At 67.2% G+C, this 25,639-nt stretch carries 27 protein-coding genes; 10 read left to right on the top strand and 17 right to left on the bottom strand.

Annotation, left to right across the window (positions count from 1 at the left end; all coding sequences use genetic code 11):
- A partial coding sequence (locus QOL82_RS21265; protein WP_283444315.1) for a hypothetical protein occupies positions 1 to 238 on the top strand: 238 nt, incomplete at its 5' end.
- A 7-nt stretch (positions 239 to 245) separates the two neighbouring features.
- On the opposite strand, the gene QOL82_RS21260 is transcribed toward QOL82_RS21265, so the two are convergent.
- The 11 genes from QOL82_RS21260 to gspG form a co-directional block, all read right to left on the bottom strand.
- The gene (locus tag QOL82_RS21260) at positions 246 to 869 is read right to left on the bottom strand and encodes a type II secretion system protein N (RefSeq protein ID WP_283444314.1); all 624 of its coding nucleotides are present in this window, start codon (positions 867 to 869) and stop codon (positions 246 to 248) included.
- Between the two features lie 28 nt (positions 870 to 897).
- Entirely contained in the window at positions 898 to 2,118 is a 1,221-nt protein-coding gene (gspF, locus tag QOL82_RS21255; protein WP_283444313.1) for a type II secretion system inner membrane protein GspF, read from the bottom strand.
- A gap of 20 nt (positions 2,119 to 2,138) precedes the next feature.
- A complete protein-coding gene (gspE, locus tag QOL82_RS21250; protein WP_283444312.1) occupies positions 2,139 to 3,563 on the bottom strand; it encodes a type II secretion system ATPase GspE in 1,425 nt (474 codons plus the stop codon).
- Positions 3,564 to 3,584: 21 nt separating this feature from the next.
- Positions 3,585 to 5,969, bottom strand: coding sequence for a type II secretion system secretin GspD (gspD, locus tag QOL82_RS21245; protein ID WP_283444311.1), 2,385 nt, complete (start codon positions 5,967 to 5,969; stop codon positions 3,585 to 3,587).
- On the bottom strand, positions 5,966 to 6,703 hold the full coding sequence (locus QOL82_RS21240) for a type II secretion system protein N (RefSeq protein ID WP_346772307.1): 738 nt from the start codon (positions 6,701 to 6,703) through the stop codon (positions 5,966 to 5,968). Before QOL82_RS21240 ends, gspD begins: the two co-directional genes overlap by 4 nt.
- Positions 6,704 to 6,889: 186 nt before the next feature.
- Positions 6,890 to 7,405, bottom strand: a complete 516-nt coding sequence (locus QOL82_RS21235) for a type II secretion system protein M (protein ID WP_283444309.1) — start codon at positions 7,403 to 7,405, stop codon at positions 6,890 to 6,892.
- Positions 7,406 to 7,454: 49 nt separating this feature from the next.
- On the bottom strand, positions 7,455 to 8,726 hold the full coding sequence (gspL, locus tag QOL82_RS21230) for a type II secretion system protein GspL (protein WP_283444308.1): 1,272 nt from the start codon (positions 8,724 to 8,726) through the stop codon (positions 7,455 to 7,457).
- A 10-nt stretch (positions 8,727 to 8,736) separates the two neighbouring features.
- Entirely contained in the window at positions 8,737 to 9,798 is a 1,062-nt protein-coding gene (gene gspK / locus QOL82_RS21225; RefSeq protein WP_283444307.1) for a type II secretion system minor pseudopilin GspK, read from the bottom strand.
- Positions 9,788 to 10,186, bottom strand: a complete 399-nt coding sequence (gene gspI, locus QOL82_RS21220; RefSeq protein ID WP_283444306.1) for a type II secretion system minor pseudopilin GspI — start codon at positions 10,184 to 10,186, stop codon at positions 9,788 to 9,790. Before gspI ends, gspK begins: the two co-directional genes overlap by 11 nt.
- A gap of 7 nt (positions 10,187 to 10,193) precedes the next feature.
- Positions 10,194 to 10,691, bottom strand: a complete 498-nt coding sequence (locus QOL82_RS21215) for a GspH/FimT family pseudopilin (protein WP_283444305.1) — start codon at positions 10,689 to 10,691, stop codon at positions 10,194 to 10,196.
- Entirely contained in the window at positions 10,679 to 11,131 is a 453-nt protein-coding gene (gspG, locus tag QOL82_RS21210) for a type II secretion system major pseudopilin GspG (RefSeq protein WP_283444304.1), read from the bottom strand. Before gspG ends, QOL82_RS21215 begins: the two co-directional genes overlap by 13 nt.
- A gap of 221 nt (positions 11,132 to 11,352) precedes the next feature.
- On the opposite strand from gspG, the gene QOL82_RS21205 reads away from it, so the two are divergent.
- Positions 11,353 to 11,700, top strand: a complete 348-nt coding sequence (locus QOL82_RS21205; RefSeq protein WP_283444303.1) for a cupin domain-containing protein — start codon at positions 11,353 to 11,355, stop codon at positions 11,698 to 11,700.
- 109 nt (positions 11,701 to 11,809) lie between these two features.
- Here QOL82_RS21205 and QOL82_RS21200 read toward each other — a convergent pair whose 3' ends face one another.
- Both QOL82_RS21200 and argB read right to left on the bottom strand, forming a co-directional pair.
- Entirely contained in the window at positions 11,810 to 12,553 is a 744-nt protein-coding gene (locus QOL82_RS21200) for an HAD-IA family hydrolase (RefSeq protein WP_283444302.1), read from the bottom strand.
- Between the two features lie 67 nt (positions 12,554 to 12,620).
- Positions 12,621 to 13,520 (bottom strand): acetylglutamate kinase, encoded by a 900-nt coding sequence (gene argB / locus QOL82_RS21195; protein WP_283444301.1) that lies wholly within the window; start codon positions 13,518 to 13,520, stop codon positions 12,621 to 12,623.
- A gap of 338 nt (positions 13,521 to 13,858) precedes the next feature.
- Between argB and QOL82_RS21190 the strand changes: the two genes are divergently transcribed.
- Entirely contained in the window at positions 13,859 to 14,290 is a 432-nt protein-coding gene (locus tag QOL82_RS21190; RefSeq protein ID WP_283444300.1) for a DUF6647 family protein, read from the top strand.
- A 58-nt stretch (positions 14,291 to 14,348) separates the two neighbouring features.
- Here QOL82_RS21190 and QOL82_RS21185 read toward each other — a convergent pair whose 3' ends face one another.
- From QOL82_RS21185 to QOL82_RS21170, 4 genes are all read right to left on the bottom strand, one after another.
- Positions 14,349 to 16,637: a TonB-dependent receptor gene (locus QOL82_RS21185; RefSeq protein WP_283444299.1), complete on the bottom strand. Its 2,289-nt coding sequence runs from the start codon at positions 16,635 to 16,637 to the stop codon at positions 14,349 to 14,351.
- Positions 16,638 to 16,753: 116 nt separating this feature from the next.
- On the bottom strand, positions 16,754 to 17,395 hold the full coding sequence (locus QOL82_RS21180) for a response regulator (RefSeq protein WP_283444298.1): 642 nt from the start codon (positions 17,393 to 17,395) through the stop codon (positions 16,754 to 16,756).
- Positions 17,392 to 18,774, bottom strand: a complete 1,383-nt coding sequence (locus QOL82_RS21175; protein WP_283444297.1) for a HAMP domain-containing sensor histidine kinase — start codon at positions 18,772 to 18,774, stop codon at positions 17,392 to 17,394. Before QOL82_RS21175 ends, QOL82_RS21180 begins: the two co-directional genes overlap by 4 nt.
- Positions 18,767 to 19,735 carry an alpha/beta fold hydrolase gene (locus QOL82_RS21170; protein WP_283444296.1) on the bottom strand — a complete coding sequence of 323 codons (969 nt, stop codon included), beginning with the start codon at positions 19,733 to 19,735 and terminating at the stop codon, positions 18,767 to 18,769. The genes QOL82_RS21175 and QOL82_RS21170 overlap by 8 nt, the downstream gene beginning before the upstream one ends.
- A gap of 75 nt (positions 19,736 to 19,810) precedes the next feature.
- Between QOL82_RS21170 and pqqA the strand changes: the two genes are divergently transcribed.
- The 7 genes from pqqA (at position 19,811) to QOL82_RS21135 (ending at position 25,556) form a co-directional block, all read left to right on the top strand.
- Entirely contained in the window at positions 19,811 to 20,011 is a 201-nt protein-coding gene (pqqA, locus tag QOL82_RS21165; protein WP_283444295.1) for a pyrroloquinoline quinone precursor peptide PqqA, read from the top strand.
- A gap of 26 nt (positions 20,012 to 20,037) precedes the next feature.
- Positions 20,038 to 20,952 (top strand): pyrroloquinoline quinone biosynthesis protein PqqB, encoded by a 915-nt coding sequence (gene pqqB / locus QOL82_RS21160; protein ID WP_283444294.1) that lies wholly within the window; start codon positions 20,038 to 20,040, stop codon positions 20,950 to 20,952.
- Positions 20,949 to 21,668: a pyrroloquinoline-quinone synthase PqqC gene (gene pqqC, locus QOL82_RS21155; RefSeq protein WP_283444293.1), complete on the top strand. Its 720-nt coding sequence runs from the start codon at positions 20,949 to 20,951 to the stop codon at positions 21,666 to 21,668. Before pqqB ends, pqqC begins: the two co-directional genes overlap by 4 nt.
- Positions 21,665 to 21,928, top strand: a complete 264-nt coding sequence (pqqD, locus tag QOL82_RS21150; protein ID WP_283444292.1) for a pyrroloquinoline quinone biosynthesis peptide chaperone PqqD — start codon at positions 21,665 to 21,667, stop codon at positions 21,926 to 21,928. Before pqqC ends, pqqD begins: the two co-directional genes overlap by 4 nt.
- Positions 21,925 to 23,061 carry a pyrroloquinoline quinone biosynthesis protein PqqE gene (gene pqqE / locus QOL82_RS21145; protein ID WP_283444291.1) on the top strand — a complete coding sequence of 379 codons (1,137 nt, stop codon included), beginning with the start codon at positions 21,925 to 21,927 and terminating at the stop codon, positions 23,059 to 23,061. The genes pqqD and pqqE overlap by 4 nt, the downstream gene beginning before the upstream one ends.
- Positions 23,062 to 23,557: 496 nt before the next feature.
- On the top strand, positions 23,558 to 25,078 hold the full coding sequence (gene adh, locus QOL82_RS21140) for an aldehyde dehydrogenase (RefSeq protein ID WP_283444290.1): 1,521 nt from the start codon (positions 23,558 to 23,560) through the stop codon (positions 25,076 to 25,078).
- Between the two features lie 76 nt (positions 25,079 to 25,154).
- Positions 25,155 to 25,556 carry a DUF779 domain-containing protein gene (locus QOL82_RS21135; protein WP_283444289.1) on the top strand — a complete coding sequence of 134 codons (402 nt, stop codon included), beginning with the start codon at positions 25,155 to 25,157 and terminating at the stop codon, positions 25,554 to 25,556.
- The last annotated feature ends 83 nt before the right edge of the window (positions 25,557 to 25,639 follow it).

Genomic DNA, 25,639 nt, shown 5'->3' with positions numbered 1-25,639 from the left:
CCGAAATCGGGAAGCGTCCGAAACTCGCTTCGCTCAGACAGCGGACGCTTCTTTATCCGATTTCGGCACCAGCGGCGTGGCGTCATCAACGGGGATTCACTACAACGGCAACGGCAACTGCAACAGCAACTGCAACAACAACTACAACTACAACTACAACGGCAACTGTCGCTGCGCGGGCAACTTCAACTGCAACTGTCGCTGCGCGGGCAACGGCGAAGTCGCTGCACGGAACTGAATTACTTTCACCGCACCATGCCGCCCATCGGCGTGCCCATGGTCTGCTGCGGCGCATTCCCTTCCGGCATCACATTGATCTGCGACTGCGGCATCGATTCGGCCGGCTGAGGCGGAGGCTGCTGCATCTGCTGCATTTGTTGCATCTGCTGCATGGGCTGCATGCCTGGCTGCGGCGGCACCGCCCGCGTGACCGGTGGACGGCTGCCGGTGGTGTCCACACTGACGCCCTTGGCGTCGTCCGGCAGTTCGACCCGCTTGATCACGCCATTTTCCTGCAGCAGCACATAGCGCGGGTGCACTTCCTTGACGATCACGCCGGGCTGGATTTCGCGGTTGGCGCGGATGGCCTCGGCCGGCTTGCCGTCGGCGGCGAGGATGGCGATGCTTTCGCCGTTGATGCCGGCAGACACCACGCCGCGCAACTGGTAATTGGTGGCAACCGCCACCGGCCCCTGCCTGCCGCCGAACAGCACCACCGCGGCGCGCGGGTCGGGCGGCGCCTGGACTGTGGGCGGCGGCGCGGCGACGGCGCGCGCCGGCGGCTTGTAGAACTGCATCCCCCAATAGGTGGCGGATACGCAGAGCGCGATGAACAGCGCGAAACTGACGAGCAGCGGCCAGCGTTTCATAAGACTTCCTTGGAATCAGGCGGCGGCATCAGCGCACCAGCTGGTTGATTTCAATAATCGGCATCAGCACCGCCAGCACGATCAGCAGCACCACCACGCCCATGGCCAGGATCAGCGCCGGCTCCAGCAGCCCGGCGATGGTCAGCGCCCGCCGCTCCAGGTCCTGCTCCTGCGCATTGGCGGCGCGGTCCAGCATGGCCGGCAGTTCGCCGGTGACTTCGCCGGCACGGATCATGTGGATCAGCATGGGCGGAAAATGCTTGTGCGCCGACAGCGCCCGCGCCAGGCCGACGCCTTCGCGCACGCTGGCCGCCGCTTCCTCGACCTGCGAGCGCATCGCCATGTTCGACAGCGTGTCGCGGCTGGTCTGCAGCGCCCGCAGGATGGGCACGCCGGAGCCGGTGGTGATGGCCAGCGTGCTGGCGAAACGGGCGGTGTTCAGGCTGCGCTCGAACTTGCCGTACATCGGCGCGGTGAGCAGCCAGCGGTGCCAGCGCAGCTTGACGTCGGGATTCTTCAGCGCGGTGCGCCAGGCCCAGAACAGGGCCACCACCACGGCCGCGACGATCAGCCCGTAGCTGCGCACGAAGTCGGAAATGGCCAGCATGATGACGGTCAGGAGCGGCAGCTTCTGCTTGGTGTTGGCGAAGACCGAGACGATCTGCGGCACCACGTAGGTCAGCAGGAAAATCACGATCGCGAACGCGACCACGGTGACGATGGCCGGGTAGGTGAAGGCCAGCCGCACCTTCTGCACCAGCGAATTGCGGCGCTCGATATAGTCGGCCAGCCGCGACAGCACGCGGGAGAGCTGGCCGATCTGCTCGCCGGACGCCACCAGCGCCCGGTAGATGTCGGCGAAGTCGCGCGGATGCTGGCCCAGCGCGTCCGACAGCGACGCCCCGGCCATGATCTCGGAGCGGATCGACGCAATCAGGTCGCGCACATAGCTGCGCTCGGCCTGCTCCAGCAGCGCGGTGAACGCCTGCTCCAGCGGCAGGCTGGCTTCCAGCAGGCTGGCCAGCTGGCGGGTGAACAGCGACAGCTCCACCGTGGACAGCCGGTCGCCGAAGCCGCGGCGCCGGGTTTCGCCGCTGGCGTCGAGCTGGGACGCGATGGCGTCCACCGCGATCGGCACCAGGCCCTGGGTGCGCAGGTCGGAGCGGGCGGCGCGGGCGCTGTCGGCATTGACGACGCCCTTGCGGGTGGCGCCGAGGCTGTCCACGGCTTCATAGCGGAATGCGGGCACGTTATCTCTCGAAGTTCTCGTCAGTCCTTGGCCACGCGCAGCAGCTCGGCCTGCGTCGTGGTGCCGTCGGCCAGCCAGCGCTCGCCGTCCTCGCGCATGGTGCGCATGCCGTCATGCTGGGCGGTGACGCGGATCTCCGCTTCCGACGCGCGGTCATGGATCTGGGCGCGGATCTGGTCGGTGGTCTGCAGCAGTTCATAGATGCCGACCCGGCCGTGGTAGCCGGTCATGCCGCACTTGTCGCAGCCGACCGCGTGCCACAGCTGGCCGTCGTGGCGGCGGCAATGGACGCACAGCTTCCTGACCAGCCGCTGCGCGACCACGCCCAGCAGCGAGGACGACAGCAGGAACGGTTCGATGCCCATGTCCAGCAGGCGCGTGACGGCGGCGGCGGCGTCGTTGGTATGCAGCGTCGCCAGCACAAGGTGGCCGGTCAGCGAGGCCTGCACCGCGATCTGCGCGGTTTCCAGGTCGCGGATCTCGCCGATCATGATGACGTCCGGGTCCTGCCGCAGGATCGCGCGCAGCGCCTTGGCGAAGGTCATCTCGATGCGGGCGTTGACCTGGGTCTGGCCGACGCCGGCCAGCTCGTATTCGATCGGGTCTTCCACGGTCAGGATGTTGGTGCTGGCCGCGTTGAGCCGCGACAGCGCCGCGTACAGCGTGGTGGTCTTGCCGGAGCCGGTCGGACCGGTCACCAGCACGATGCCGTGCGGCTGCGCGATCAGGTGGTCGAACTCCTGCAGCGTGGCGTCATCCATGCCCAGGTGCTGCAGGTCCAGCCGGCCGGCTTCCTTGTCCAGCAAGCGCAGCACCGCGCGTTCGCCGTGGCCGGTGGGCAGCGTCGAGACGCGCACGTCGACCGGCTTGCCGCCGACCCGCAGCGTGATGCGGCCGTCCTGCGGCAGCCGCTTCTCGGCGATGTCGAGCTGGGCCATGATCTTGATGCGGGAAATCAGCGACGCGTGGATGGCTTTCCTCGGCCGCACGATGTCCCGCAGCGCGCCGTCGATGCGGAAGCGCACCACCGAGATCTGCTCGAACGGCTCGATATGGATATCGGACGCGCCTTCGCGCAGCGACTGCGTGAGCAGCGCGTTGATCATCCGGATGACCGGCGCGTCGTCGGCCGACTCCAGCAGGTCCTCGATGGCCGGCATGTCCTGCATCATCTTGGCCAGGTCGAGGTCGGACTCGTATTCGTCGACCACCTGGGCGGCGTCGTTGCCGGAGCCGGCATAGGCGCGGGCAATGGCCGAGTCCAGGGTTTCGCGGTCCATGCGCTTCAGGCGCACGCGGCCGAAGCGGCGGCTGACTTCCGCGATCGCGCGCGGCGCGGTCGCATCCGACACCCAGACCTCGATGCCGGCGTCGGGCGTCGCGCCGCGATGCGCGAGCACCGCGTGGTCGCGGGCGAAGGCATACGGTAACAGGCGGGATTCCATGGCGTTTTCTCCTTGCCGCGCTTATTGCGTGGGATTGCGCGGCAAGCCGGGTTGCGGCTCGACCGGCGGCTGCAACGGCTGCATTGGCTGCAACGGCTGCATAGGTTGCATCGGCTGCATCTGCTGCATCGGCTGCTGGCGGGGCGCCTGCTGCAGCGGGTTGCGCGGCGGGATGCCGTTGGCGCCGGGCGGCAGGTTGAGCAAATCGCCGTCGACCAGGCGGCCGTTTTCCATTGCCGGCACGGTCGGCGTGCCGAGTTCCGGCAGCACGATGCTGGGCTGCGGCCGGCCCTGTATCTGCTGGCCGCGGATGTATTCGTAGCGGTCCGACGCGATATTCATGTTCTGCTCGGAACTGCGCACCAGCGTCGGGCGCAGGAACACCATCAGGTTGGTCTTTTCGCGGTTCGTGGTCTGGTACTTGAACAGGTTGCCGACGACCGGGATGTCGCCCAGGCCCGGCACCTTTTCCGTGCCGTTGCCGCTGCGGTCGTCGATCAGGCCGCCCAGCACGATGATCTCGCCATTGTCGACCAGCACATTGGTCTGGATCGCGCGCTTGGTCGTGATCAGGCCCGACACGTTGTTCTTGGTTTCATCGATCGCCGAGGTTTCCTGGTAGATCGCCATCTTGACCGTGCCGCCTTCCGACACCTGCGGCTTGACCACCAGCGACAGGCCGATGTCCTTGCGCTCCACGGTCTGGAACGGGTTGACGCCGGCGGCGCCGCCGGATGCCTGCGTGGTGTACTGGCCGGTGACGAAGGGGACGTTCTGGCCGACGATGATCCGGGCTTCCTCGTTGTCCAGCGTGATCAGGTTGGGCATGGACAGGATGTTGGCATTGCCGTCGGTTTCCAGCGCGCGCGCAATCGCGCCCAGCGTCAGCCTGCCGGCGATCTGCCGGAAAATGCCGGCGTTCAGGCCGTTGCCGGGCGCCTGCAGCGTGGTCGCGGCGGTGCTGCCGCTGGCCGCCGCGCCTATCTGCGAAGCCGCCTGCGTGATCAGGTTGTTGCCGCCGCTGGAAAAGCCGGTGATGGTGCCGACCCGGTAGGCGCTGTTGCTGTCGCCCGAAATGCCGGCCCACTGGATGCCGAACTCGGCCGCCCGCTTGGCGGTGACCTCGACGATCAGCGACTCGATGTAAACCTGGGCCCGGCGCGCGTCGAGCTGGTCGATCACGCCGCGCAGGTTGCGGTAGACCGCTTCGCTGGCCGTGATGATCAGCGAATTGGTCGCCGGGTCGGCCTGGATGAAGCCGCCCGGGCCGCCGGTCGGCAGCGGCCCCTGGGAAGACTGGTTCTGCGACGACTGGCCGAGGCTGGCCTGGCCCAGGCCGCCCTGGCCGCCCTGGCTGCCGCCCTGGCCGAAGGCATTGCCGGCGGCGCCGGTATTGAGCGCCGGATTGGTCGGCGTCGTGCTGCCGCCGCCGCTGCCGCCCTGCAGGCCGGATGCCGACGGGTCCGACGCGACCACCGCGCGCAGCGTCTGCGCCAGCTTCACCGCCTCGGCGTTCTTCAAATAGATCACGTGCACGTTGCCGGGCATCGCGGTCGGCTGGTCGAGCTTGTCGACCAGCGAGCGCGCCAGCCGGGCGCGGGCCTCGGACGGCGCCCGGATGATGACCGAGTTGGTGCGGCTGTCGGCCAGCAGGCTGGTGCGGCCGCTGTCCGCGGCGCCCTGGGCGCCGGCCGGCCCGCTTTCCAGCAGCCGGTTGACCATGGTCGCGACGTCGCCGGCGATCGCATGCCGTATCGGCAGCACGTCGAGGTCGGCCGCGGCCGGCGTATCGAGCGAGGCGATGATGCGGCCCAGCCGCCGCAGGTTGTCGGCATAGTCGGTGATGACCAGGCTGTTGGTGCCGGGATTGGCGTTGATCGTGTTGTTGGGGGAGATCAGCGGCCGCAGCACCGGCACCATGTTGACCGCCGACTCGTAGTTGAGGCGGAACACCTGCGTGGCGATCTGGTCGCCGCGCACCGCGCCGCCGTCGTTGCCGCGGCTGGGCGTGGTCTGGATCGGGCCGGCCTGCAGCTTGGCGTCGGCTTCCGGCACCACCTTGGTATAGGCGCCGCTGGCGACGACCGTGTAGCCCTGCAGCCGCAGCGCCGAACTCAGCAGCTGGAACGCCTGGGCCTTGGTCACCGGTTTTTCCGAGATCAGGCTGATCGTGCCCTTGACCCTGGGATCGATCAGGAAGCTGGTGCCGGTGTAGTGGCCGATCGCCTTGACGACCGACTCGATGTCGGCGCCGACAAAATTGAGCACCGCCTCGTTGCGGGCCGGGTCCTGCGCTCCCGCCGGGGCCATGCCGGCAAGCAGGCACAGCACGAGGGTGGCGGCGCCGATGCGTCGCCGGGTTGCCGGATGCGGCAGGCAAGTTGCCAGGGATGAAGTATTTGTCATTTGAATTCGAGTGAAATGTAATCCTTGCCGCCTTCGGAACGCCGCTGGCCCAGCAGGTTGAGCAGGTTCGCCAGCCGCTGCTCCTGGCCGGCTTCCGCCTCCGCCCTGCCGGAAAACTGCATCCTGCCACGGTCCAGCTTGCCCGAGCCGCTCAGCAGCAGCGGACCGCGGGTCGAGGTCAGCTGCATCTGCGCCTGCTGGCCGCGCCAGTCCAGCGTTACCTTGTACGCGCCCAGCGGCCTGATTGGCGACAGCCGGGACGCAATATCGTCAAGCAGCAGCTGCATGGCGCCGGTCATTGCGGCCTGCTGGCCCTGCCGCGCAATCTGCAGCTGCTGCCAGGAAAGCGTCATGCGGCCCGAAGGCTGCAATGTATTGAGCGGCGCGCCCAGCGCGGCCAGCCGTTCGGCCGGCAGCGTGATCGCCGCCGGGCTGATCGTCCAGGCGCTCCAGCTGCCCGTGATCCTGACCGGCTGCGACAGCGCCTGCGGGTTGGCCAGCTCGGCATCGACGCTGCCGACCAGCGCCAGCGGCGAGACGCGCCAGGCGAAGCGCCCGGGCAGCAGCGGCGCCACCGCCGCGCCGCTGCCCGGCGCACCGCCCAGGAAGGCCGAGCCATTCCACAGCGTGCCCTGCGCATCGCCCAGCGAAAACCGGCCGCCCGTCTGCTTTTCCAGCACCACCGACATCCATGCTGCCGGCAGGAAAGCGAGTACCGTTAGCAAAACAGCCACTATTGCTGAAAACAACCATAGCACGGCCCTTAACAATTGCCCGCCTTTTTATCCTGTTCTTGATCCACGCTTTGCTTCGCGCACGAATCCGGGTTCCCATGCTGTTCGATGCGCGGTTTCATGCATGGCGTCATGCGCTGTTCCCTATTCCGTTTCATGCCCTGGCCCGGCTTGTTCCTGTCCATGTCATTGCGCCTTCTGCTGGCGCAGCACCAGGCTGGCGTTGACGATGTCCGGCGTCGGCTGTGCGGTCACCGTGGCTTCGCTGACGGCCAGCTGGAAAGCGGCCCGGCTTTCGTTAATCCATTCGGTCAGGCTGCTGAACGACGCGCCCGCAAATTGCAGGCGGACGATTTCGCCGCTGACCGAAATGCTTTCGGACTTCAGCCCGCGCCGCCGCAGCGACGCCTCCAGCCCTTCCCTGGTCAGCGGCGCCGTCGCGCCCGCCGCGTCGCCCTGCGGCAGGGACACCGCTTCCTGCGTCAGCGCCTGCAGCTGCGCGACCTGCTGCCGTATCTCAGGCAGGCTGCGGTTGTAGCGGGCGATGCCGGTCTGCGCCGGCGACACCAGCAGCAGGTAGATCAGCGCCCCAAGCACCGCGGCCAGGCCAGCCAGCAGCATGCGCTGCTCGCGGAGATTGCGTTCGGCCCAGTAGCGCGACGATGCCTGCACGATCGTGGCCATACCCGTTTTCAGGCTCATGCGGTTCGCCTCGATTTCCTGTTCATTGCTTCCTGCTTCCCTCTAATAGTCATTTGGCGGCCCTGACCTGCCAGATCACCACGCCCGGCTGCTCCGGCGCCGCCGTCATCGCCAGGTTGCGCCGTGCCAGCGCGGCGCTGACCGCGTCGAACGGCGCCTGCGCCTCGGGCTTCAGGCGCACCAGCAGGCTGCGATCGCGGTATTCGAGTCCGGCCAGCGTCGGCTGCAGGCCGTTGGCGCCGCGCGGGGCGGCGGCGGCCCAGGCTTCGCCGAAGGCGGCGGCCATCGCGTTGAAGTCGTCCGGCGCGCCCTGCCCGGCATTGCGGCGGCCGGCCGCGACCTTTTGCCTGGCCTGGGCTAGCGGGTCGACGATCACGGTTTCGTTCGGGAAGGCGGACTTGTAGATCTGCGCCATCGACGCCCGCAGGCCGTCGTATTCGCGCTTCATCCGCACCCATTCGACATTGAGCGGCACGACATTGACCAGCAGCAGCAGCAGCGCCAGCACCATAGACGCGCGCCACGGTTTCCAGTTGAGCCGCGGCCGGGCCGATGCGCCCAGGCCCAGCGCCAGGTCGATGCCGGCATGCGCGGCGCCGCTGATCCATTGCTGCCAGCTGTCTTCCTGCACCGTCACCTGCTCGGACGCGCCCAGCGCGGCGGCGGCATGCGCGAATGCAGCCGACCGCTCCGGCGGCACCCGCAGCGCGACCGGCCGTCCGCCCGCCATCGCCAGCACCGCGTCGACCGCCTCGCTGGCGGCCTGCGCCGGATGCTCCGGCAGGATCGCCAGCCCCATGCCTTCCTGCGGCCCCAGGCGCAGGGTCACCTCGCTGCCGCTGTCGTCCTCGAACACGACCGCCTCGATCTGCTCGGCATGGGCCGGCACGCACATCTGCGCCGGCAGCGCGGCGATGCGGGCCATGCCCGAGCCGAGCACCGTGCGCACCAGCAATTCCAGCCAGGTGCGCTGCACCACCGCGACCGTGCGCAGCCCGTCTTCCAGGCCGCCGCCGATGACGATGCATTCGGCGGGGTCGGTGATGAGCTGGTCTTCCACCAGGTTGGGCAGCGCGGCCCGCTGGCGCGCGGCCGACATCGGCGGCAGCTGAACCCGCAGCATCGTGACATCGCTCGCCGCCACCAGCAGCACCACGCGCTGCGCCCGCGCCACCAGCGCCGACGCCTGCGGCAGCGACGTCACGCCTTCCTGTTCCAGCATGCCGGACGCGCTCGCCAGCGCATAGGGGCAGGCCAGCGCTTCCTGCGCGCTGGCGTCAAAGGCTGCCTTCGAGGGCAGGCGTAAATACAGTGTGCTCAAGGACTTCCCTTTAGTTTTCGCGTGTCCAGATTACCTGGGTCTTCGGCGACTGGCCGCGCCCCGTGCGCACGATCAGGGCCTGTATCTGCAGTGCCGCGCGACTCAGCTTCACCCTGCCGTTCACCAGGAAATACTCGGAGGCGACGCCCAGGTTGCTGCCGGCCAGCGATGGGATGCCCGGCAGGCGCAGTGCAAGGTCGCCACTATTGCGGAAGCTGGCGGTGGTGCGGGTTGCCACGATCACGGCCGCGTCGGAAGCAGAAACATTTTCGCTCAGCGCGGCCAGCACTTCGGGCGGCGCCGTGTTGATATTGACCTGGGTTTGCGCCTTCGGCAGGAAGATTACCAGATTGCGCAGCCTTTCCACCGCTTCCGGGGTGAAGCCGGGCACGGCGAGCAGGTCCTCGACCTGCGTCATCGCCAGCATCGGCGGCCCGGACGGCGCGACCACCACCGGCGCCGGCGCCTGCGGCTGGGCGCTGCCGTCGTTGCTGCCGGTAACCAGCGGCAGGCCGGTCGTGGGGTCCAGCTTCTGCGCCGGCTGGCCGGCGACGGGCGCCTGGACCTGCCTCGCCGAGCTGGCGGCGATCATCACCGCGGCATCCTGCGCCAGCGACGGGTTGAGCCGCAGGTTGCCGAGCAGCCTGGCGAAAACCCTGACTTCCTTCTCCTGCGGCACGCCGTTCGCGGCAAGATTGTTGAGGTTGTACATCGACTGCGCATCGACCATCTGGCCGGACAGCGTGGCGTCGCCGCTTTCCGTGTCGGTGCGGTTGTTTTCCACATACTGGTCGAGACGGGTGTCCTGCAGCGGCACCGCCCATGGCTGGTCCAGCGAATCGTACTGCGACAGCCGCGCGTTCTCGCGCAGGATCAGCCGCGCCCAGTCCAGCGCGCCGCGCAGTATCCACTGCTTCTGCAGCTGCAGCCGCTGGTTCTCGATCGAGCGCACCTGCACCTGCTGCTGCCAGAACAGGCTGGCGACGATGGTCACCGCCAGCGTGGTCAGCAGCAGCGCGGTGACCACCGCGACGCCGCGCTGCCGGGTGCGGCGGAAGGCGCTAGAGTCCATTCGGCACCACCTGCGTGAGCTTGATGATGCGCCGCTCCGGGTTGCTGGCGTCCACCACGCTGACCTCGACCCGGCGGAAGGCCGGGTTGGGCGTGGCGAACACGCTCTCCTGGCAGACCAGCGCCAGGTCGCCCTGCGGGCAGTCGAAGTTGCGGTTGCCCAGCTGCGGCCATTCGCCGGCGACGCGTATCTGCGACAGCCGGTTTTCGGCCGACCAGGTCGCCATCAGCGAACCCCGCAGGTCGGTGCTGTTCTGCGTCAGGCTGCCGACCGCGCGCAGGCTTGCGCCCAGCGCGGTGCCGACGATGGCCAGCGCCACCAGCACTTCGAGCAGGGTGAAGCCGGCGCCGCGCCGGGGCGGGGAAACGTGGCTGGATCGATGCCGCAAGGTCGTCTCACTCCACGGTGAAGTGGCCGATGCCGTCGGCGCGGATGGCCACGCTGGCGTCGGCCAGGCCCAGCGTCAGCACGAAAGGCTGCTGCACCGGCTCGCGGCCGAACAGGATGCGCAGCGGCGTTGCATCGCCCGGCGGGACTGGATAGACCGACAGCATGACCGGGTTGCGCGCGAACTGGCGCGGCCGCAGCAGGTCATCGGCCGGCAGCGGCTGCCAGGTCTTTTCCTCGCGCTGCAGGAAGCGATATCCCTCGGCGTCGACCTCGAAGGCGATCGCGCGGTCGCGCACGATCGCTTCGTCGCGCGCCAGTTGCAGCAGCAGCGCGATGCGCTGGGCCTCGTTCTGCAGCGCCTGCTGCGGGCTGGGCATCGCGTTGAACGAGACGATGCCCAGTGTGATGCCGGCTATGACCAGCACGACCAGCAATTCCAGCAGGGTGAAGCCGGCATCGCTGCCGCGCCGCACAGGATTGCGCTGTAAGGTCAGAGCTCCCACGACCCGATGTCGGCATCATTGCCGGCGCCGCCGGGCTGGCCATCGGCGCCCAGCGAAAAGATGTCCACTTCGCCATGCAGGCCGGGCGACAGGTACTGGTAGGGATTGCCCCATGGATCCTTGGGCAGCTTGTCGACGTAGCCGCCCTGCTTCCAGCCGTTGGCGGCCGGGCCGGAGGTCGGCTTGCTGACCAGCGACTGCAGCCCCTGTTCGGTGGTCGGATACCGCTGGTTATCCAGCCGGTAGAGCTTCAGCGACTGCATCAGCGTGGAAATATCCTGGCGCGCGGCCATGATGCGGGCATCGTCGGTGCGGCCCATCAGCTTGGGCACGACCAGTGCGGCAAGGATGCCCATGATGACGACCACCACCATGATTTCGATCAGGGTGAAACCACGCGCGAGTGCGCGCCGGGGAACAAAAGCAGAAGACTTGAACATGGATTCGAATGACAGCGAGGAAGAAACTGAAGTATAAGGCCAAAGCCGGCCTGCTCCAGGTTGAAAAAGGGAAATCGATGCGGCGCCGGCTACCGCTGGCAACTTCTCTGACAGCAATAATAGTCGCAAAGTGCCCTAATTAGTTCAAAACGCCTCGATCATGCGCAATGCGCGCCAGCCGCGCAGCGCTAGGCTATGGTCTTTGCCTTGCGAGAACGTTTATGTCCCTGCCCCATGCCACTTCTGGCGACTTGATTAACATTGCGCCGCTGGGCGACAAATTCGAAGGCCAGGTGTCGCACGCCTTTTTGAAAACCGAACATGTCGAACTGATGCGGCTTGTGCTGCCAGCCGGCAAATCGATGCCCGACCACTGGGTCGAGGGCGAGGTCACGCTGCAATGCCTGGAAGGCGCATTCGAACTCGAAGCCCACGGCAAGCGCCAGACGGTGCGCGCCGGCGAAATGGTCTACCTCGGCCCCAAGGTGCCGCATGCGCTGCATGCACGGGAAAACACCTCGGTGCTGATGACGGTGCTGCTGAACCAGCGGAACTCAACCCAGCCCTGACCTGCAGGAATTGGGGCGCGTGCAGTGCCCGGCGGGCGTTGCACGGCATGCACGGAGGCGGAATAGCGCCTGACACTCGTGCAGGATGCGCCGCCCCGCGCCTCGCGTATCAGGTCCTGTCCGCCGATACGCCCAGCCGGCGCAGCCGCGCCGGCAATCCCGTCACCGACTTCAGCTTCACATCGACGTAAGCCGGCCGCACCGCCCGCCGCAAGGCCGGGTGCGCGCTGCTGTGCTGCTGCGCCGCCGGACTGCCCGCGAGATAGCCGGTGATCCACACCGTGCGCATCCCGAGCGCCCGCGCGCCCTTCAGGTGGCCCACGGTATCCTCCACCAGCACCGCGCTGCCCGGCGCGATGCGCTGCCGCGCCAGCAGCCGCCGCAGCATCAGCTTCGACGGCTTGGGCCGCAGCTGGCGGTGCACCGTCATCGCCTCGATCGGCACGTGCTGCGCGAAATGCCGGTGCAGCCCCAGGTGCCGCAGCACCTGCTGCGAGTAACGGCGCGGCGCATTGGTCAGCAGGATCTTGCGCCCCGGCAGACGCGCCAGCAGCCGGCCCAGCCCGCGCTCGGCGCGTATCATCGCCGCCAGGTCGTCGAACTGGTGCGCCTCGTGCAGGAACGCGTCCGGCCGCACCTGGTGATGCCGGACCATGCCCAGCAGCGTCGCGCCATAGCGCCGCCAGTACGCCAGCCGCGCCGCATTCACCGCTTCCGGCGTGGCGTCCGCGCCGCTCTCCGCCAGCACCCGGGCGATGACCCGGTTCATGTTGGCGGTGATGGCCGGAAAGATCGCATGCGACGCATCGTGCAGCGTGTTGTCGAGGTCGAACAGCCAGGTGATTTTTGACATGAAATGGAAAGGGGCGCGGCATGGCCGCGCCCCCGGTGCGAGTGAGGAAGCGTGCTTGGTGCGGGGTCTAGTGCGAGCGGATCATGGTGCCGAAGGCCTGCTCGGTCAGCACTTCGAGCAGCAGCGAATGCTCGATGCGGCCGTCGACGATATGGACCGTGTTCACGCCCGACTTGGCCGCGTCCAGCGCCGACGAGATCTTGGGCAGCATGCCGCCGGAGATGGTGCCGTCGTTGAACATCTCGTCGATCTCGCGCGCCGACAGGTCGGTCAGCAGATTGCCCTGCTTGTCCATGACGCCCGGGATGTTGGTCATCATGATCAGCTTTTCCGCATGCAGGATCTCGGCGATCTTGCCGGCCACGACGTCCGCGTTGATGTTGTAGGCCTGGCCGTCGCCGCCGAAGCCGATCGGGGAAATGATGGGGATGAAGGCGTCGTCCTGCAGCGCCTTGACCACCGCCGGGTTGATCGCCTCGATCTCGCCGACGAAGCCGATGTCGAGGAACTGGCCCGGGTTCTCGCGGTCCGGCATCTTGTACTTGCGCGCGCGGATCAGGCCGCCGTCCTTGCCCGTCAGCCCCACCGCCTGGCCGCCGTAGTGGTTGATCAGCATGACGATGTCCTGCTGCACCTCGCCGCCCAGCACCCACTCCACCACTTCCATGGTTTCCTCGTCGGTGACGCGCATGCCCTGGATGAAGGTGCCCTGCTTGCCGATCTTTTTCAGCGCATTGTCGATCTGGGGGCCGCCGCCGTGGACCACCACCGGGTTCATGCCGACCAGCTTCAGCAGGATCACGTCGCGCGCGAAGCCGTGCTTGAGGCTTTCGTCGGTCATCGCGTTGCCGCCGTATTTGATGACGATGGTCTTGCCGTGGAACTTGCGTATGTACGGTAATGCTTGCGCAAGAATCTCGGCCTTGATGCCGGAGGACACCTGCGACAGATCTGCGAAATCGGTCATGACATTTCCATGTAGAGAGATGGGCGCGATTTTACAACGAAGGCGCTGCATGCCTCCCGGATTTTCGGCGCAACATGGCCGGCGAACAAGGCGGGCGCGCGCCGGCCTCTGAAAAATACCGTTTTTCAATGGCCGGACAGGCAGAATCCGCAAATCCGCACGGACCGTGCTTTGATTCCGGCGGCGGCGGCGCGACGCCGCCGCGCCCGCGCCGCTACTGAACGAATACAGGCATGGCGAGCCGTTCCGGCGCGCGGCGGCCTTGCCGGGCGGGATTGGCGCCGCACGGCAAATTCCGGGACGGAGTATTCTTCACCGGATCTTCAGAGGAAGCGGATATGCCCCCGTCCATCGACGTACTGGCCGCACTGCTCGCCGCCGCCATCCGGCTATCCGGCCTGCCGGCCATGGACGTGCGGGACCTGCCGCCGGTGAGCCAGCTGACGCGCACCGAACTCAACCAGGTGGTCTGCTCGTCCGCGCCGGTGCGCTGCGCCGGCCTGATGGCGGCTTTCGACACCCAGCGCTACCGGATCGTGGTGGATGCCAAGCTCGACTTCGACGACCCCGAAGACGCCTCCTTCCTGGTCCATGAAATCGTCCACGTGCTCCAGTTCAGGAATATGGGCAGCGTCGCGTTCACATCCTGCACGGCGGTGCTCGAAAGCGAGGAGCAGGCGTATGCGGCCCAGAACGCCTACCTGGGCCTGCATGGCCGCCAGGGCCGCTACGGCGGGATGCTGCGCTTCTCGCGCTGCCGGACGCACTAGCGCACCGCCGCCGCAGCATCACAGCCACGCCTTACAGCCCCGCTTTACAGCCGCACCTCTACAGCCACGCATAGCGCGTCCCGATCCAGATGCCCCTAGGCGCGCCATAGCCGCGGAACTGCTCGCCCACCGGGTTGGCGCCGTCGAAGCTGTTGCCCGGCCCGGCGAACGCATTCAGGCCGAGCACGCCGAGGTTGGCGTATTCCCGGTTGAACAGGTTGTTGACGCGGGCGAACACGTCCCATCCCTTGCGTATCGTGTAGCGGGTGTCGAGGTTGAGCACGCCGTAGCCCGGCACCTTGCCGCGCGCGTCGCTGTTGTTCTCGTCGCCGCGCGCATGGACGCTGCTTGAATAGACCACGTTCGCGCCGACATTCCACTGCGCGGTGAGGTCGTACCCGAGCCGCAGCTTGAGGTTGTGGCGCGGTATGCCCGGGATGCGGTCGCCGTTCTTCACCTGGATCGCGCCGGTCTCGTCGGCGCTGGTGTTGACCGGGCTGTTCTCGCTGAAGCCGGTCTGGTAGGTCGCGTCGATGAAGCCATAGCGCGCGCTCACGGACAGCGGCCCCCACTTGCCGGCCCCGCCCAGCTCCAGGCCCTGGCGCCGGGTCTTGCCGACATTCTGGAAATAGCCGGCATTGGTCGCCGTGCCGCCGCTGCTGACGAACTGGATGTCGTCATCTAGTTCGGTGCGGTAGGCCGCCGCGCTCCACGACAGGTGCTCGCCCTGCTTGCCGCGCGCGCCCAGCTCGAAGGTCTTCGACACCACTTTCTTCAATGGCGGGTCGGACAGGAAGCTGTTGGGAAGCTTGCATGGCGCTTCCGGGTCGGCGCAGGTGAGTTCGATCGCGGTCGGCGCCCGCATGCCCTCGTTATAGGTCGCATAGGTCGTGAGCTGCGGGGTCGGGTTGAAGTTCAGGCCCAGCGCCGGGCTGAAGCGGGAAAACCGGTGGTCGCCATCGAGCTGCGGCGCTTCGCCGGACTGGTCGCGTATGGCCACGCGGGCCAGGTTGTAGCGGCCGGACAGGGTCAGCGTCCAGCGCTCGCCCAGCGACAGGGTGTCGCTGGCGAACAGGCCATAGTAGCGGTTGCGGGTCTTGGCGTCGGTGGTGCGTTCGAACTCGCCGGCGCCGATGGTGCCGCGGTCGGCGGTGAAGGTGGCCTCCTGCTCCTCCTGGGTGTAGCGGGCGTCGCCGATGTCGGCGCTGGCGCCGATGACGAACTGGTTCTTGCGGCCGGCCACCTGGCCCAGCAGCGTCAGCTGCAGCCCGGCGCCGTAGCTGTTCTGGTCGATGACGGCGCGGTCGTTGAATGCCTCGGTGGTGTCGGCGACGCCATTCGTGACCTCGCCGAACTCGTTGTTGACATTGCTCGACACGTTGCTGTTGCGGTAGTTGCGGTAGTAGACATTGCCCCCGACCAGCACATCGTCATTGATGAAGCGGCTGCCCTTGGCGGTCAGGAACAGCAGCTTGTTGTTGTTGCGGTCGGGATAGGTGTAGGCCTGCCGGATGTTGTCTGCGAAGGAATTGGGCAGCGTCTGCGTGCCCTCCAGCCGGTTGTTGGCGCTGGTCAGGCTGACGTCGAAGTCGGTGACGCTGGTCTGGTAGCCGACCTTGCCGAAGAACTGCTGGATGCGGCTGGCATTGTGCTCGGCCCAGCCGCGGTCGTCGGCCAGGTTGCCGGTCACGAAATAGTCCAGGTTGCCGCGCTTGCCGCCCTGCTCGAACTCCATGGCCTTGCGGCCGAAGGAGCCGCCGGAAAACTGCACCGACCCGCCCGGATAGGCGCTGCCGCTTTTGGTGTAGACGGCCAGCGCGCCGCCCAGCGTATTGAGGCCGAAAACCGGGTTGGAGCCGGGGATCAGCTGTATGTTGGCGATCGCCGACTGCGGCAGCAGGTCCCAGTTGACGGTGTCGCCGAACGGCTCGTTGATCCGCACGCCGTCCTGGAAGACCGACAGGCCCTGCGGCACGCCCAGCAGCGGCGACGCGGTGAAGCCGCGGAAGCTGATGTCGGGCTGATAGGGATTGCCCTGCGCGGCATTCACCGTGACGCTGCCGGCATTCTGCTCGAGATGGTCGGCCAGGCTGTTCTGCCGCTGCCCGGCGATGCTGTCACTGTTCAAAAGTTGAACATTGTATGGAACATCCTGTATCGGCGTGCCCAGGCCGGGCAGCAGGCTGGTGCCGATTACCTGGACGGTGGGCAGCTCCAGCGCTTCGGCCGGATTTTCCTGCGCCTGCGCGGCGCCCAGCATTCCCGCCAGGCCGATTCCCACTCCTACTTCCACTCCCAGTTGCATTGCCAGCGCGGCGTGCCGCATCGTCGAAAACGGTGTCGTCATGTCTCGGTCTCCATTGTTTTTATGCACTGCATCAGAACGGGTTACAGCTTGCTGCTACCTTGCTCTCCGGCATGGTCTAGCACGGTCCATGCCTGCCGTGATGCGTCGCCTCGCGGTCATGGCGACAGCATGCCGTGCCGGATCGCGATCAGCGCCAGCTCGGTCTGGTTGCCCACGGCCAGCTTCTGCTTGATGTTGTACAGATGGGTGCCAGCGGTGCGCGGCGAGATGTTCATCATCGCGGCGACCTGGTTGACCGTCATGCCGCGCGCCAGCTCCATGAACACCGCGAACTCGCGCTCCGACAGCACGTCGACCGGGTTCTGGCCGCCGTCGAACGCCTGCATCGCCATGCGCTGCGACACGTGGCTGTCGAGGAAGCGGCCGCCGCCGGCCACGGTGCGTATGGCCTGCATCAGTTCCTCGGGCGCGCTGCGCTTGGAGACATAGCCCAGCGCGCCGGCCTTGAGCATGAAGCGCACATAGCTCGGATCTTCATGGGTCGACAGCGCCAGCACCCGCGCCGCCGGGTCGCGCGCGACGATGCGGCGGGTCGCTTCCACGCCGTTGGTGCCGCCCAGGCCGATGTCCATCAGGATCAGGTCGGGGCTGGCGGCCTCCAGCTGCTGGTAGGCCGCCTCGGCCGAATCGGCCTCGGCCACCACGCGGATGTCCGGCGTCGCATCGAGCAGCATTTTGAAGCCGATGCGCACCACCATGTGGTCGTCGACCAGCATCACCCTGATCATGTCGCTCATGCGGTCACCTGCTGCAGCGGGATGCAGGCCTCGACCTCGAGGCCGCCCTGCGGCCCGGTACGGATGTCCAGGCGGCCGCCCAGCGCTTCGGCGCGCTCGCGCATGCCGCGCACGCCGTAGTGCCCGGCGCGGGAAAACGGGTCGGCGGCGCCGCGGCCGTCGTCCGAGACCGTCAGGCGCAGCATGCCGTCGTCGACGAACAGCGCGATGCGGGCGACGCTGGCGCCGGCATGGCGGACCACGTTGGTCAGCGCTTCCTGCACGATGCGGTAGGCGCAGGTCTCGGCATCGCTGTCGACGCCGTCGATCTCCGAGGGAAGCTGCAGCTCGATGCGCAGCCCGGCATTGGCCTGCTGCAGCGAGGCGGCCAGGTCGCGCAGCGCATTGACCAGGCCGATTTCCTCCAGCTGCACCGGGCGCAGCCGGGGTATCAGCCGGTGCATCGCGTCGAAGGTCGAGCCGGCGGTCTCGAACAGCAGGCGGGCGGCGTCGGCGCCGGGCCGTCCCTTGAGGTCGGGACTCTGCGCCAGCGCGGCGGCGATGCTGCGCATGGCCGTCAGCGACTGGCCCATCTCGTCATGCAGCTCGCGCGCGATCGCGCTGCGCTCCTCCTCGATGCGCCGGTGCAGCGCCTGGGTGAAATCCTTCTGCGCGGCGAGCCTCGCCTGCGCCTCCGCCATCTGCTGGCGGGTGGCCATGTCATGCTGCACTGCGTCCGCCATCCGGTTGAAGGCCACGCCCATCTCGCCCGGCTCCTTGCCCTTCAGCGGCGGCAGCCTGACATCGAGCCGGCCGCTGCCGATGTCCAGCAGCGCGCGCCGTATCTGCTCGAACGGCGCCAGCCAGCGCGCCATCATCCAGAACATCAGCAGGTAGGCCAGCGCCAGCATGCCGGCCTGCCCGGCGACGAAGGACATCAGGTCGTCCCAGCCGTCCAGCACCGCCCGCGTCGGGTTGGGCATCACCACCAGGGTGCCGGCGTTGACCCGGATGACGGTCGCGCGCATGGCCGGCGTCACCAGCGCGGCATACCAGTCGGGCGCATAGCGTCCCGCCTTGTAGACCGAGGGCGGCGACTCGTAGACCAGCTGGCCTTCATTGTCATAGAGCCGGATCTCGTTGGCCCTGACCCGGCCGGTCTCGCGCAGCACTTCGGCCAGCGCCCACGGCGCCTGGCGCACGTAGATCGCGGTGATGCGTCCCAGCAGCTGGGTCGCGACCCGGTTCGACGCTTCCATCTCCTCGCGTATGCTGCTGCGGGTCGTGTGGATTTCCTGGGCGATGAACACGGCCAGGGCGGCGCAGGTCAGCGCGCCCAGCAGCAGGTTGATCTTCAGCAGCAGGCCGAACTCGCGGCGCCGCCGCGCGGGCTTATCCATGTCCACTATCCCAGCCTTCGAAATGTGCGTTGCGTGCATAACAGTCCTGGGCCTCCATCAGTGCCGACGCCATGCCGGGGTGAAACGGCGCATGCCCCGCGCCCGCGACGATGCGCACGCGGCTTGCCGGCAGGCAGCGCTGCAGCAGCCGCGCATTGTCCGGAGGACACACCCGGTCGGCGCCGCCGTGCAGGATCGCCGCCGGCATGCCGCCCAGCGCGCGCGCCGCCGCCTGCACGCCGTCCTTGCCGACAAAACAGGCATGCAGCAGGTAATGCGCCTGGATACGGTAACGCGCAATCAGCGCGTCGTCCACCACCGGCTGCGCGGGTACGGCGCCGGACTCGCGCAGCTGCTCGTAGACATGCCAGCCGCGGGCGATCCGGGCGCATTGCGCATGCCCGGCGCTGGCAAGCTGCCGCGCCAGCCAGGGCAGCAGGCTGCCGCGTTCCGACGGCGGGGCCAGCGCGGCGAATTCCTGCCAGGCGCCGTCCTGCAGGTCCGGCCGCGGCGCGAAGAACGCGTCGATCTCCGCCGCGCTTGCTAGGAAGGGCGCGCGCAGCAGCAGCGCATCGACCCGCGTGCGATGGCGCGCCGCATACAGTAGCGCCAGCGCCGCACCCCAGGAGCCGCCGCCGACGACGATGCGGGCCAGCCGCAGGTGCGCGCGCAGCCGCTCGATGTCGGCGATCAGCAGGTCGGTGTCGTTATGCCGGAGCGCGCCCGGCGGCAGGCTGCGGCCGCAGCCGCGCTGGTCGGCCAGCACCAGCCGATAGCGCGCGAGGTCGAACAGGGCGAGGTGGCGCAGGCCGGAGCCGCTGCCCGGCCCGCCGTGCAGCCAGAACAGCGGCATGCCCTGCGGGTTGCCGTACTGCGCATACCAGGTCAGGTGGCCGTCGCCGGCGTCGAGGCGGCCTTCGTCGAACGGCGCCGGTGCATGCGCAAGCTGGTCTGGACTCATCACCCGATTCTAATCAACCGCGGACGGCGGCCATGATCTTTAGCAAAGAATCATGAAAATCATGAGACGCCATTCATGGATTTACCGCTGCGCCCGGCCGGCGCACGGCACAGAATGAATCGAATCCGGGATGGCAGTGCGCTCCCGGGTGCTTGTTCCTTCAACCTGTTCCAATCGCTTTCAACCTTCAAGGAGAACCGTATGATCTGGGAAAAACCGCAAGCAGTCGATATGCGCTGGGGCTTTGAAATCACGATGTACATCGCCAACCGCTAAAAGCGGGCAAGGAGCCGGGGACGCATATGAAGATACAGGTGCTCGGCTCCGCGGCCGGCGGCGGCTTCCCGCAGTGGAACTGCAACTGCGCCAATTGCGACGGCGTGCGCAAGGGAAGCATCGCTGCCCGGCCGCGCACGCAGTCCTCGATTGCAATTACCGAAAACAATGAAGACTGGGTGCTGGTGAATGCCTCGCCCGACCTGCTGGCGCAGATCAAGGCGCTGCCCGCGCTGCAGCCGGCGCGCGCGGTGCGCGACAGCGGGATCGCCGCGGTGCTGCTGATGGATGCGCAGATCGACCATGTCACGGGCCTGCTGATGCTGCGCGAGCGCGGCTCGCCGCTGCCGCTGTATGCGACCGAACAGGTGATGGCCGACCTGACCGACGGGCTCAACATCGGCCGGGTGCTGGCGCATTACTGCGGCATCGACTGGCGGCCGGTGCAGCCGGACCGCGGCGGCTTTACGATCGCGCCGCTGCAGCGCACCCGCTTCACCCCCGTGTCGCTGGAAAGCAAGGCGCCGCCATATTCGCCGCACCGCAACGACCCGCATCCGGGCGACAACATCGGCCTGACCATCACCGACGCGCACAGCGGCCGTTCGGCCTTCTACGCGCCCGGCCTCGGCGAACTGACGCCCGCGGTCGCGGAAGCGATGTCCGGCGCCGACGTGCTGCTGGTCGACGGCACCTTCTGGCATGCCGATGAAATGCGCCTGCTGGGGCTGTCGTCCAAGACCGCGGCCGACATGGGCCACCTGCCGCAATCCGGCCCCGGCGGCATGATAGACGTGCTGGACCGCATGCCGGCCGGCCGCAAGATCCTGATCCACATCAACAACAGCAACCCTATCCTGCGCGAGGACAGCCCGGAGCGCGCGCTGCTGGAAAAGCACGGCATAGAGGTCGCGTACGACGGCATGGAGATCGAGCTGTGAGCGGAGAACAAGCGACGGCGACGGCATGGAGCCGGGAGGAATTCGAGGCGCGGCTGCGCAGCAAGGACCGCAACTACCATATCCACCACCCGTTCAACCTGCGCATGAACAGCGGGCATTGCTCGCGCCAGCAGATTCGCGGCTGGGTCGCCAACCGCTTCTACTACCAGTGGATCATCCCGCAGAAGGATGCGGCGATCATGTCCAATTGCGACGACCGCGCGACCCGCCGGCTGTGGGTCACCCGCATCCTCGACCACGACGGCCACGGCGACTACCAGGACGGCGACGCCGGCGGCCTGGAGGCATGGACGCAGCTGGGCGCGGCGGTCGGCATTCCGCGCGATGAACTCTGGTCGCTGCAGCATGTGCTGCCCGGCGTGCGCTTCGCCTGCGACGCCTACCTGAACTTCGCGCGCCGCGCGCCGTGGCAGGAAGCGGTCTGCTCCTCCCTCACCGAGATGTTCGCGCCGCAGATCCACAAGGACAGGCTGGCCGGCTGGCCGGCGCACTATCCGTGGATCGATGCGTCCGGCCTCCATTATTTCCGCAGCCGCATTCCGCTGGCCCAGCGCGACGTCGACCACGGGCTGGCCGTGACGCTGGATTACTTCACCACCCGGGCGCAGCAGGAACGGGCGCTCGCGATCCTGCAGTTCAAGCTCGACATCCTGTGGAGCATGCTGGACGCCATCGAAAAGGCCTATCCCGAATGACACAGCTCCCCGAGATGCCGCGCCTGAACCGCCGTTTCCGCATGCAATGGGAGGAAGCCCAGCAGGCGCACGTGCTGCTGTATCCGGAAGGCATGGTCAGGCTGAACCAGAGCGCCGGCGAGATACTCAAGCGCTGCGACGGCGCGACCACGGTCGACGACATCGTCGCGCAGCTGGAACGGGATTTCAACACCAGCGGGCTGCGCGGCGACGTGCTCGACCTGCTCGCGCATGCATTCGACAAGGACTGGATAACATGACGATTGCGCCGCCCTACTGGCTGCTGGCCGAGCTGACCTACCGCTGCCCGCTGCACTGCGCGTTCTGCTACAACCCGCTCGACCATGCGGCAATCCGCGACGAACTCGACACCGCCGGCTGGGTCCGCGTGATGCGCGAGGCGCGCGCGATGGGCGCGGTGCAGCTCGGGTTCTCCGGCGGCGAACCGCTGGCGCGGGACGACCTGGAGGAACTGGTCGCCGAGGCGCACCGGCTCGGCTTCTACACCAACCTGATCACGTCCGGCGTTGGCCTGACCGAGCCGCGCATCGCGGCGCTGAAGGCAGCCGGGCTCGATCATATCCAGCTGTCGTTCCAGGACTCGACGCGGGAAATGAACGACTTCCTCAGCAGCACGAAGACCTTCGAGCTGAAAAAGAAGGTCGCGGCGCTGATCCGCAAATACGATTACCCGATGGTGATGAACTGCGTGCTGCACCGGCATAACCTGGCGCACGTGGACAAGATCATCGAGATGGCGCTGGAACTGGAGGCCGAATACCTCGAACTCGCCAACACCCAGTATTACGGCTGGGCGAAGCTGAACCAGCATCAGCTGATGCCGACCCTGTCCCAGGTGCGGGAAGCGGAGCAGGTGGTGCAGCGGTACCGCGAAAAGATCGGCAAGCGCTGCAAGCTGCTGTTCGTGGTGCCGGATTACTACGAGGACCGTCCCAAGGCCTGCATGAACGGCTGGGGCGCGGTGTTCCTCGCGGTGGCCCCGGACGGCGCCGCCCTGCCCTGCCACAATGCGCGCAGCCTGCCGGGCGTCGAACTGCCCAACGTGAAGGACGCCAGCCTGGAATGGATCTGGCGCGACAGCCCGGCCTTCAACCTGTTCCGCGGCGACGACTGGATGCAGGAGCCGTGCCGCAGCTGCCCGGAAAAGGCCATCGACTTCGGCGGCTGCCGCTGCCAGGCCGCGATGCTGGCCGGCGACGCACGCGCGGCCGACCCGGTCTGCTCGAAGTCGCCGCAGCGCGGGCGGGTCGACGCGATCATTTTCCAGGCTGCGCTCAAGGCGCCGATGGACGCCGGGACGCAGCCCATCCTGTTCCGCACCGACGCCAACTCGCGTGCGCTGGCCGCGCCGGCTCCCGACGCCGCGACCTGACCTGCCGCACCGCGCTGCCCGCCCGCGGGCAGCGCACCACTTCTCCTTTCCTCCTCCTATACCAATCCCAAGTCATCGCGTACCGGATGGAATCGATGGTTCCGTCCCGCAGGCCCGTAGGGTGTACTAAGCAATAGCGCATTAGCACCCTGCAGGCTTTCATTCCACCCTGTGAACCGGGATTGGCATGGCAGGCCGCCCTGCCGTATTGCCGCGCCGCCATGGTGCCATCGCCCGGCCGGCGTCCCCTATGACAAATTAGGACAGCACTGTTGCAAAGGTGAGCAGGTGCGGCAACGGCGGCGCCCTGCCGCATGCGGCCCTTACACCGATTGCTGGCCTTCTCCCCGATCTCATGCGTCACCGCGCGATTGCTGCGGCGCGCTTGCGCCCATCACGCCGGCCGGGAACGCGGCGGCCATGGCACACCATTTGCGTTAGTAGCCATGCAGGCAAAACAAACAGACCGTCCGGACCACACCAAGAGGAAGACACCATGAATCTCGCAGACATCAGCAAGCTCGGCATCAAGAACCCGTTCAAGGAGCGCTACGACAACTTCATCGGCGGCAAATTCGTGCCGCCGGTGAAAGGCCAGTACTTCGAAAACATCAGCCCCGTGATCGGCAAGACCTTTTGCGAAGTGGCCCGTTCGACCGCCGAGGACGTGGAGCTGGCGCTGGACGCCGCCCATGCGGCGAAGAAGGCCTGGGGCAAGACTTCGCTGGCCGAGCGCTCGCTGATCCTGAACCGCATCGCCGACCGCATGGAAGCCAACCTGGAGCTGCTGGCGACCGCGGAAACCATCGACAACGGCAAGCCGATACGCGAAACCATGGCCGCCGACATTCCGCTGGCGATCGACCATTTCCGTTACTTCGGCGGCGTGATCCGGGCCCAGGAAGGCTCGATCGCGCAGATCGATTCCGAGACCTATGCGTACCACTTCCATGAGCCGCTGGGCGTGGTCGGCCAGATCATCCCGTGGAACTTCCCCATCCTGATGGCGGTATGGAAGCTGGCGCCGGCGCTGGCCGCGGGCAACTGCGTGGTGCTGAAGCCGGCCGAGCAGACGCCGGCCTCCATCATGGTGCTGGTCGAACTGATCGCCGACCTGCTGCCGCCGGGCGTGCTCAACATCGTCAACGGCTTCGGCCTCGAATGCGGCAAGCCGCTGGCGTCGAGCAAGCGCATCGCCAAGATCGCCTTCACCGGCGAGACCGGCACCGGCCGCCTGATCATGCAGTACGCATCGCAGAACATCATCCCGGTGACGCTGGAGCTGGGCGGCAAGTCGCCCAACATCTTCTTCGAGGACGTGATGGACAAGGACGACGCGTTCTTCGACAAGTGCCTGGAAGGCTTCTCGATGTTCGCGCTGAACCAGGGCGAGGTCTGCACCTGCCCGTCGCGGGTGCTGATCCAGGAATCGATCTACGACCGCTTCATGGAGCGCGCGGTCAAGCGGGTCGAGGCGATCAGGCAGGGCAACCCGCTGGATTCGTCGACGATGATAGGCGCGCAGGCGTCGCAGGAGCAGCTGGAGAAGATCCTGTCCTATCTGGACATCGGCCGCCAGGAAGGCGCGAAGGTGCTGACCGGCGGCGCGCAGAACATGCTCGAGGGCGACTTCGCCGGCGGCTACTACGTCAAGCCGACCATCTTCGAAGGCCACAACAAGATGCGCATCTTCCAGGAGGAGATCTTCGGGCCGGTGGTGTCGGTGACGAAGTTCAAGGACGAGGCCGAGGCGCTGGAGATCGCCAACGACACGCTGTACGGCCTCGGCGCCGGCCTCTGGACCCGCGACAACGCACGGGCCTTCCGCGTCGGCCGCGAGATCCAGGCCGGCCGCGTCTGGACCAACTGCTATCACCTGTATCCGGCCCATGCGGCATTCGGCGGCTACAAGCAGTCCGGCATCGGCCGTGAAAACCACAAGATGATGCTCGAGCATTATCAGCAGACCAAAAACCTGCTGGTGAGCTACAGCCCGAACGCGCTCGGTTTTTTCTGACGCCGTTCCGGGCCGGACGGAAGCGGAGCGCGCCGGATGCGTCCCGCCAGGCCGGCCCACCGTGAAGGGATTGCCCATGCATGCACTGACACCACGCGTCGTCGCGACGCCCGCCGCGCTGGACCTGATCGCGGAACTGCGCGCGAAGCACGGTCCGCTGATGTTCTTCCAGTCCGGCGGATGCTGCGACGGCAGTTCGCCGATGTGCTACGCGGCGGGGGAATTCAGCATCGGCGACGAGGACGTGTTCCTCGGCCACCTGGACGGCGTGCCGTTCTACATGGGCGCCGGGCAGTTCGAGTACTGGCAGCACACGCAGCTGATCATCGACGTGGTCAATGGCATGGGCGGCATGTTTTCGCTGGATAACGGCACCGGCAAGCGCTTCCTCACGCGCTCGCGGCTATACACGGACGAGGAGTCCGCGCTGCTCGAAGGCAGGCGCACGCACGCGGACAGTTTGCAGGAACGGCAGTAAGGCCCGGCGCCAGGCCGAAAGCACACCGAAGTCAAATCGAGGAGACCGTAATGCGCAAGAACAGCATCGCCATCAGTGTTGCC

The organism is Noviherbaspirillum suwonense (assembly GCF_900182955.1).
Classification (GTDB): Bacteria; Pseudomonadota; Gammaproteobacteria; order Burkholderiales; family Burkholderiaceae_D; genus Noviherbaspirillum_A; species Noviherbaspirillum_A suwonense.
Note: the sequence above shows the minus strand (reverse complement) of the source record. Positions and strands in the feature narration are given on the sequence as shown.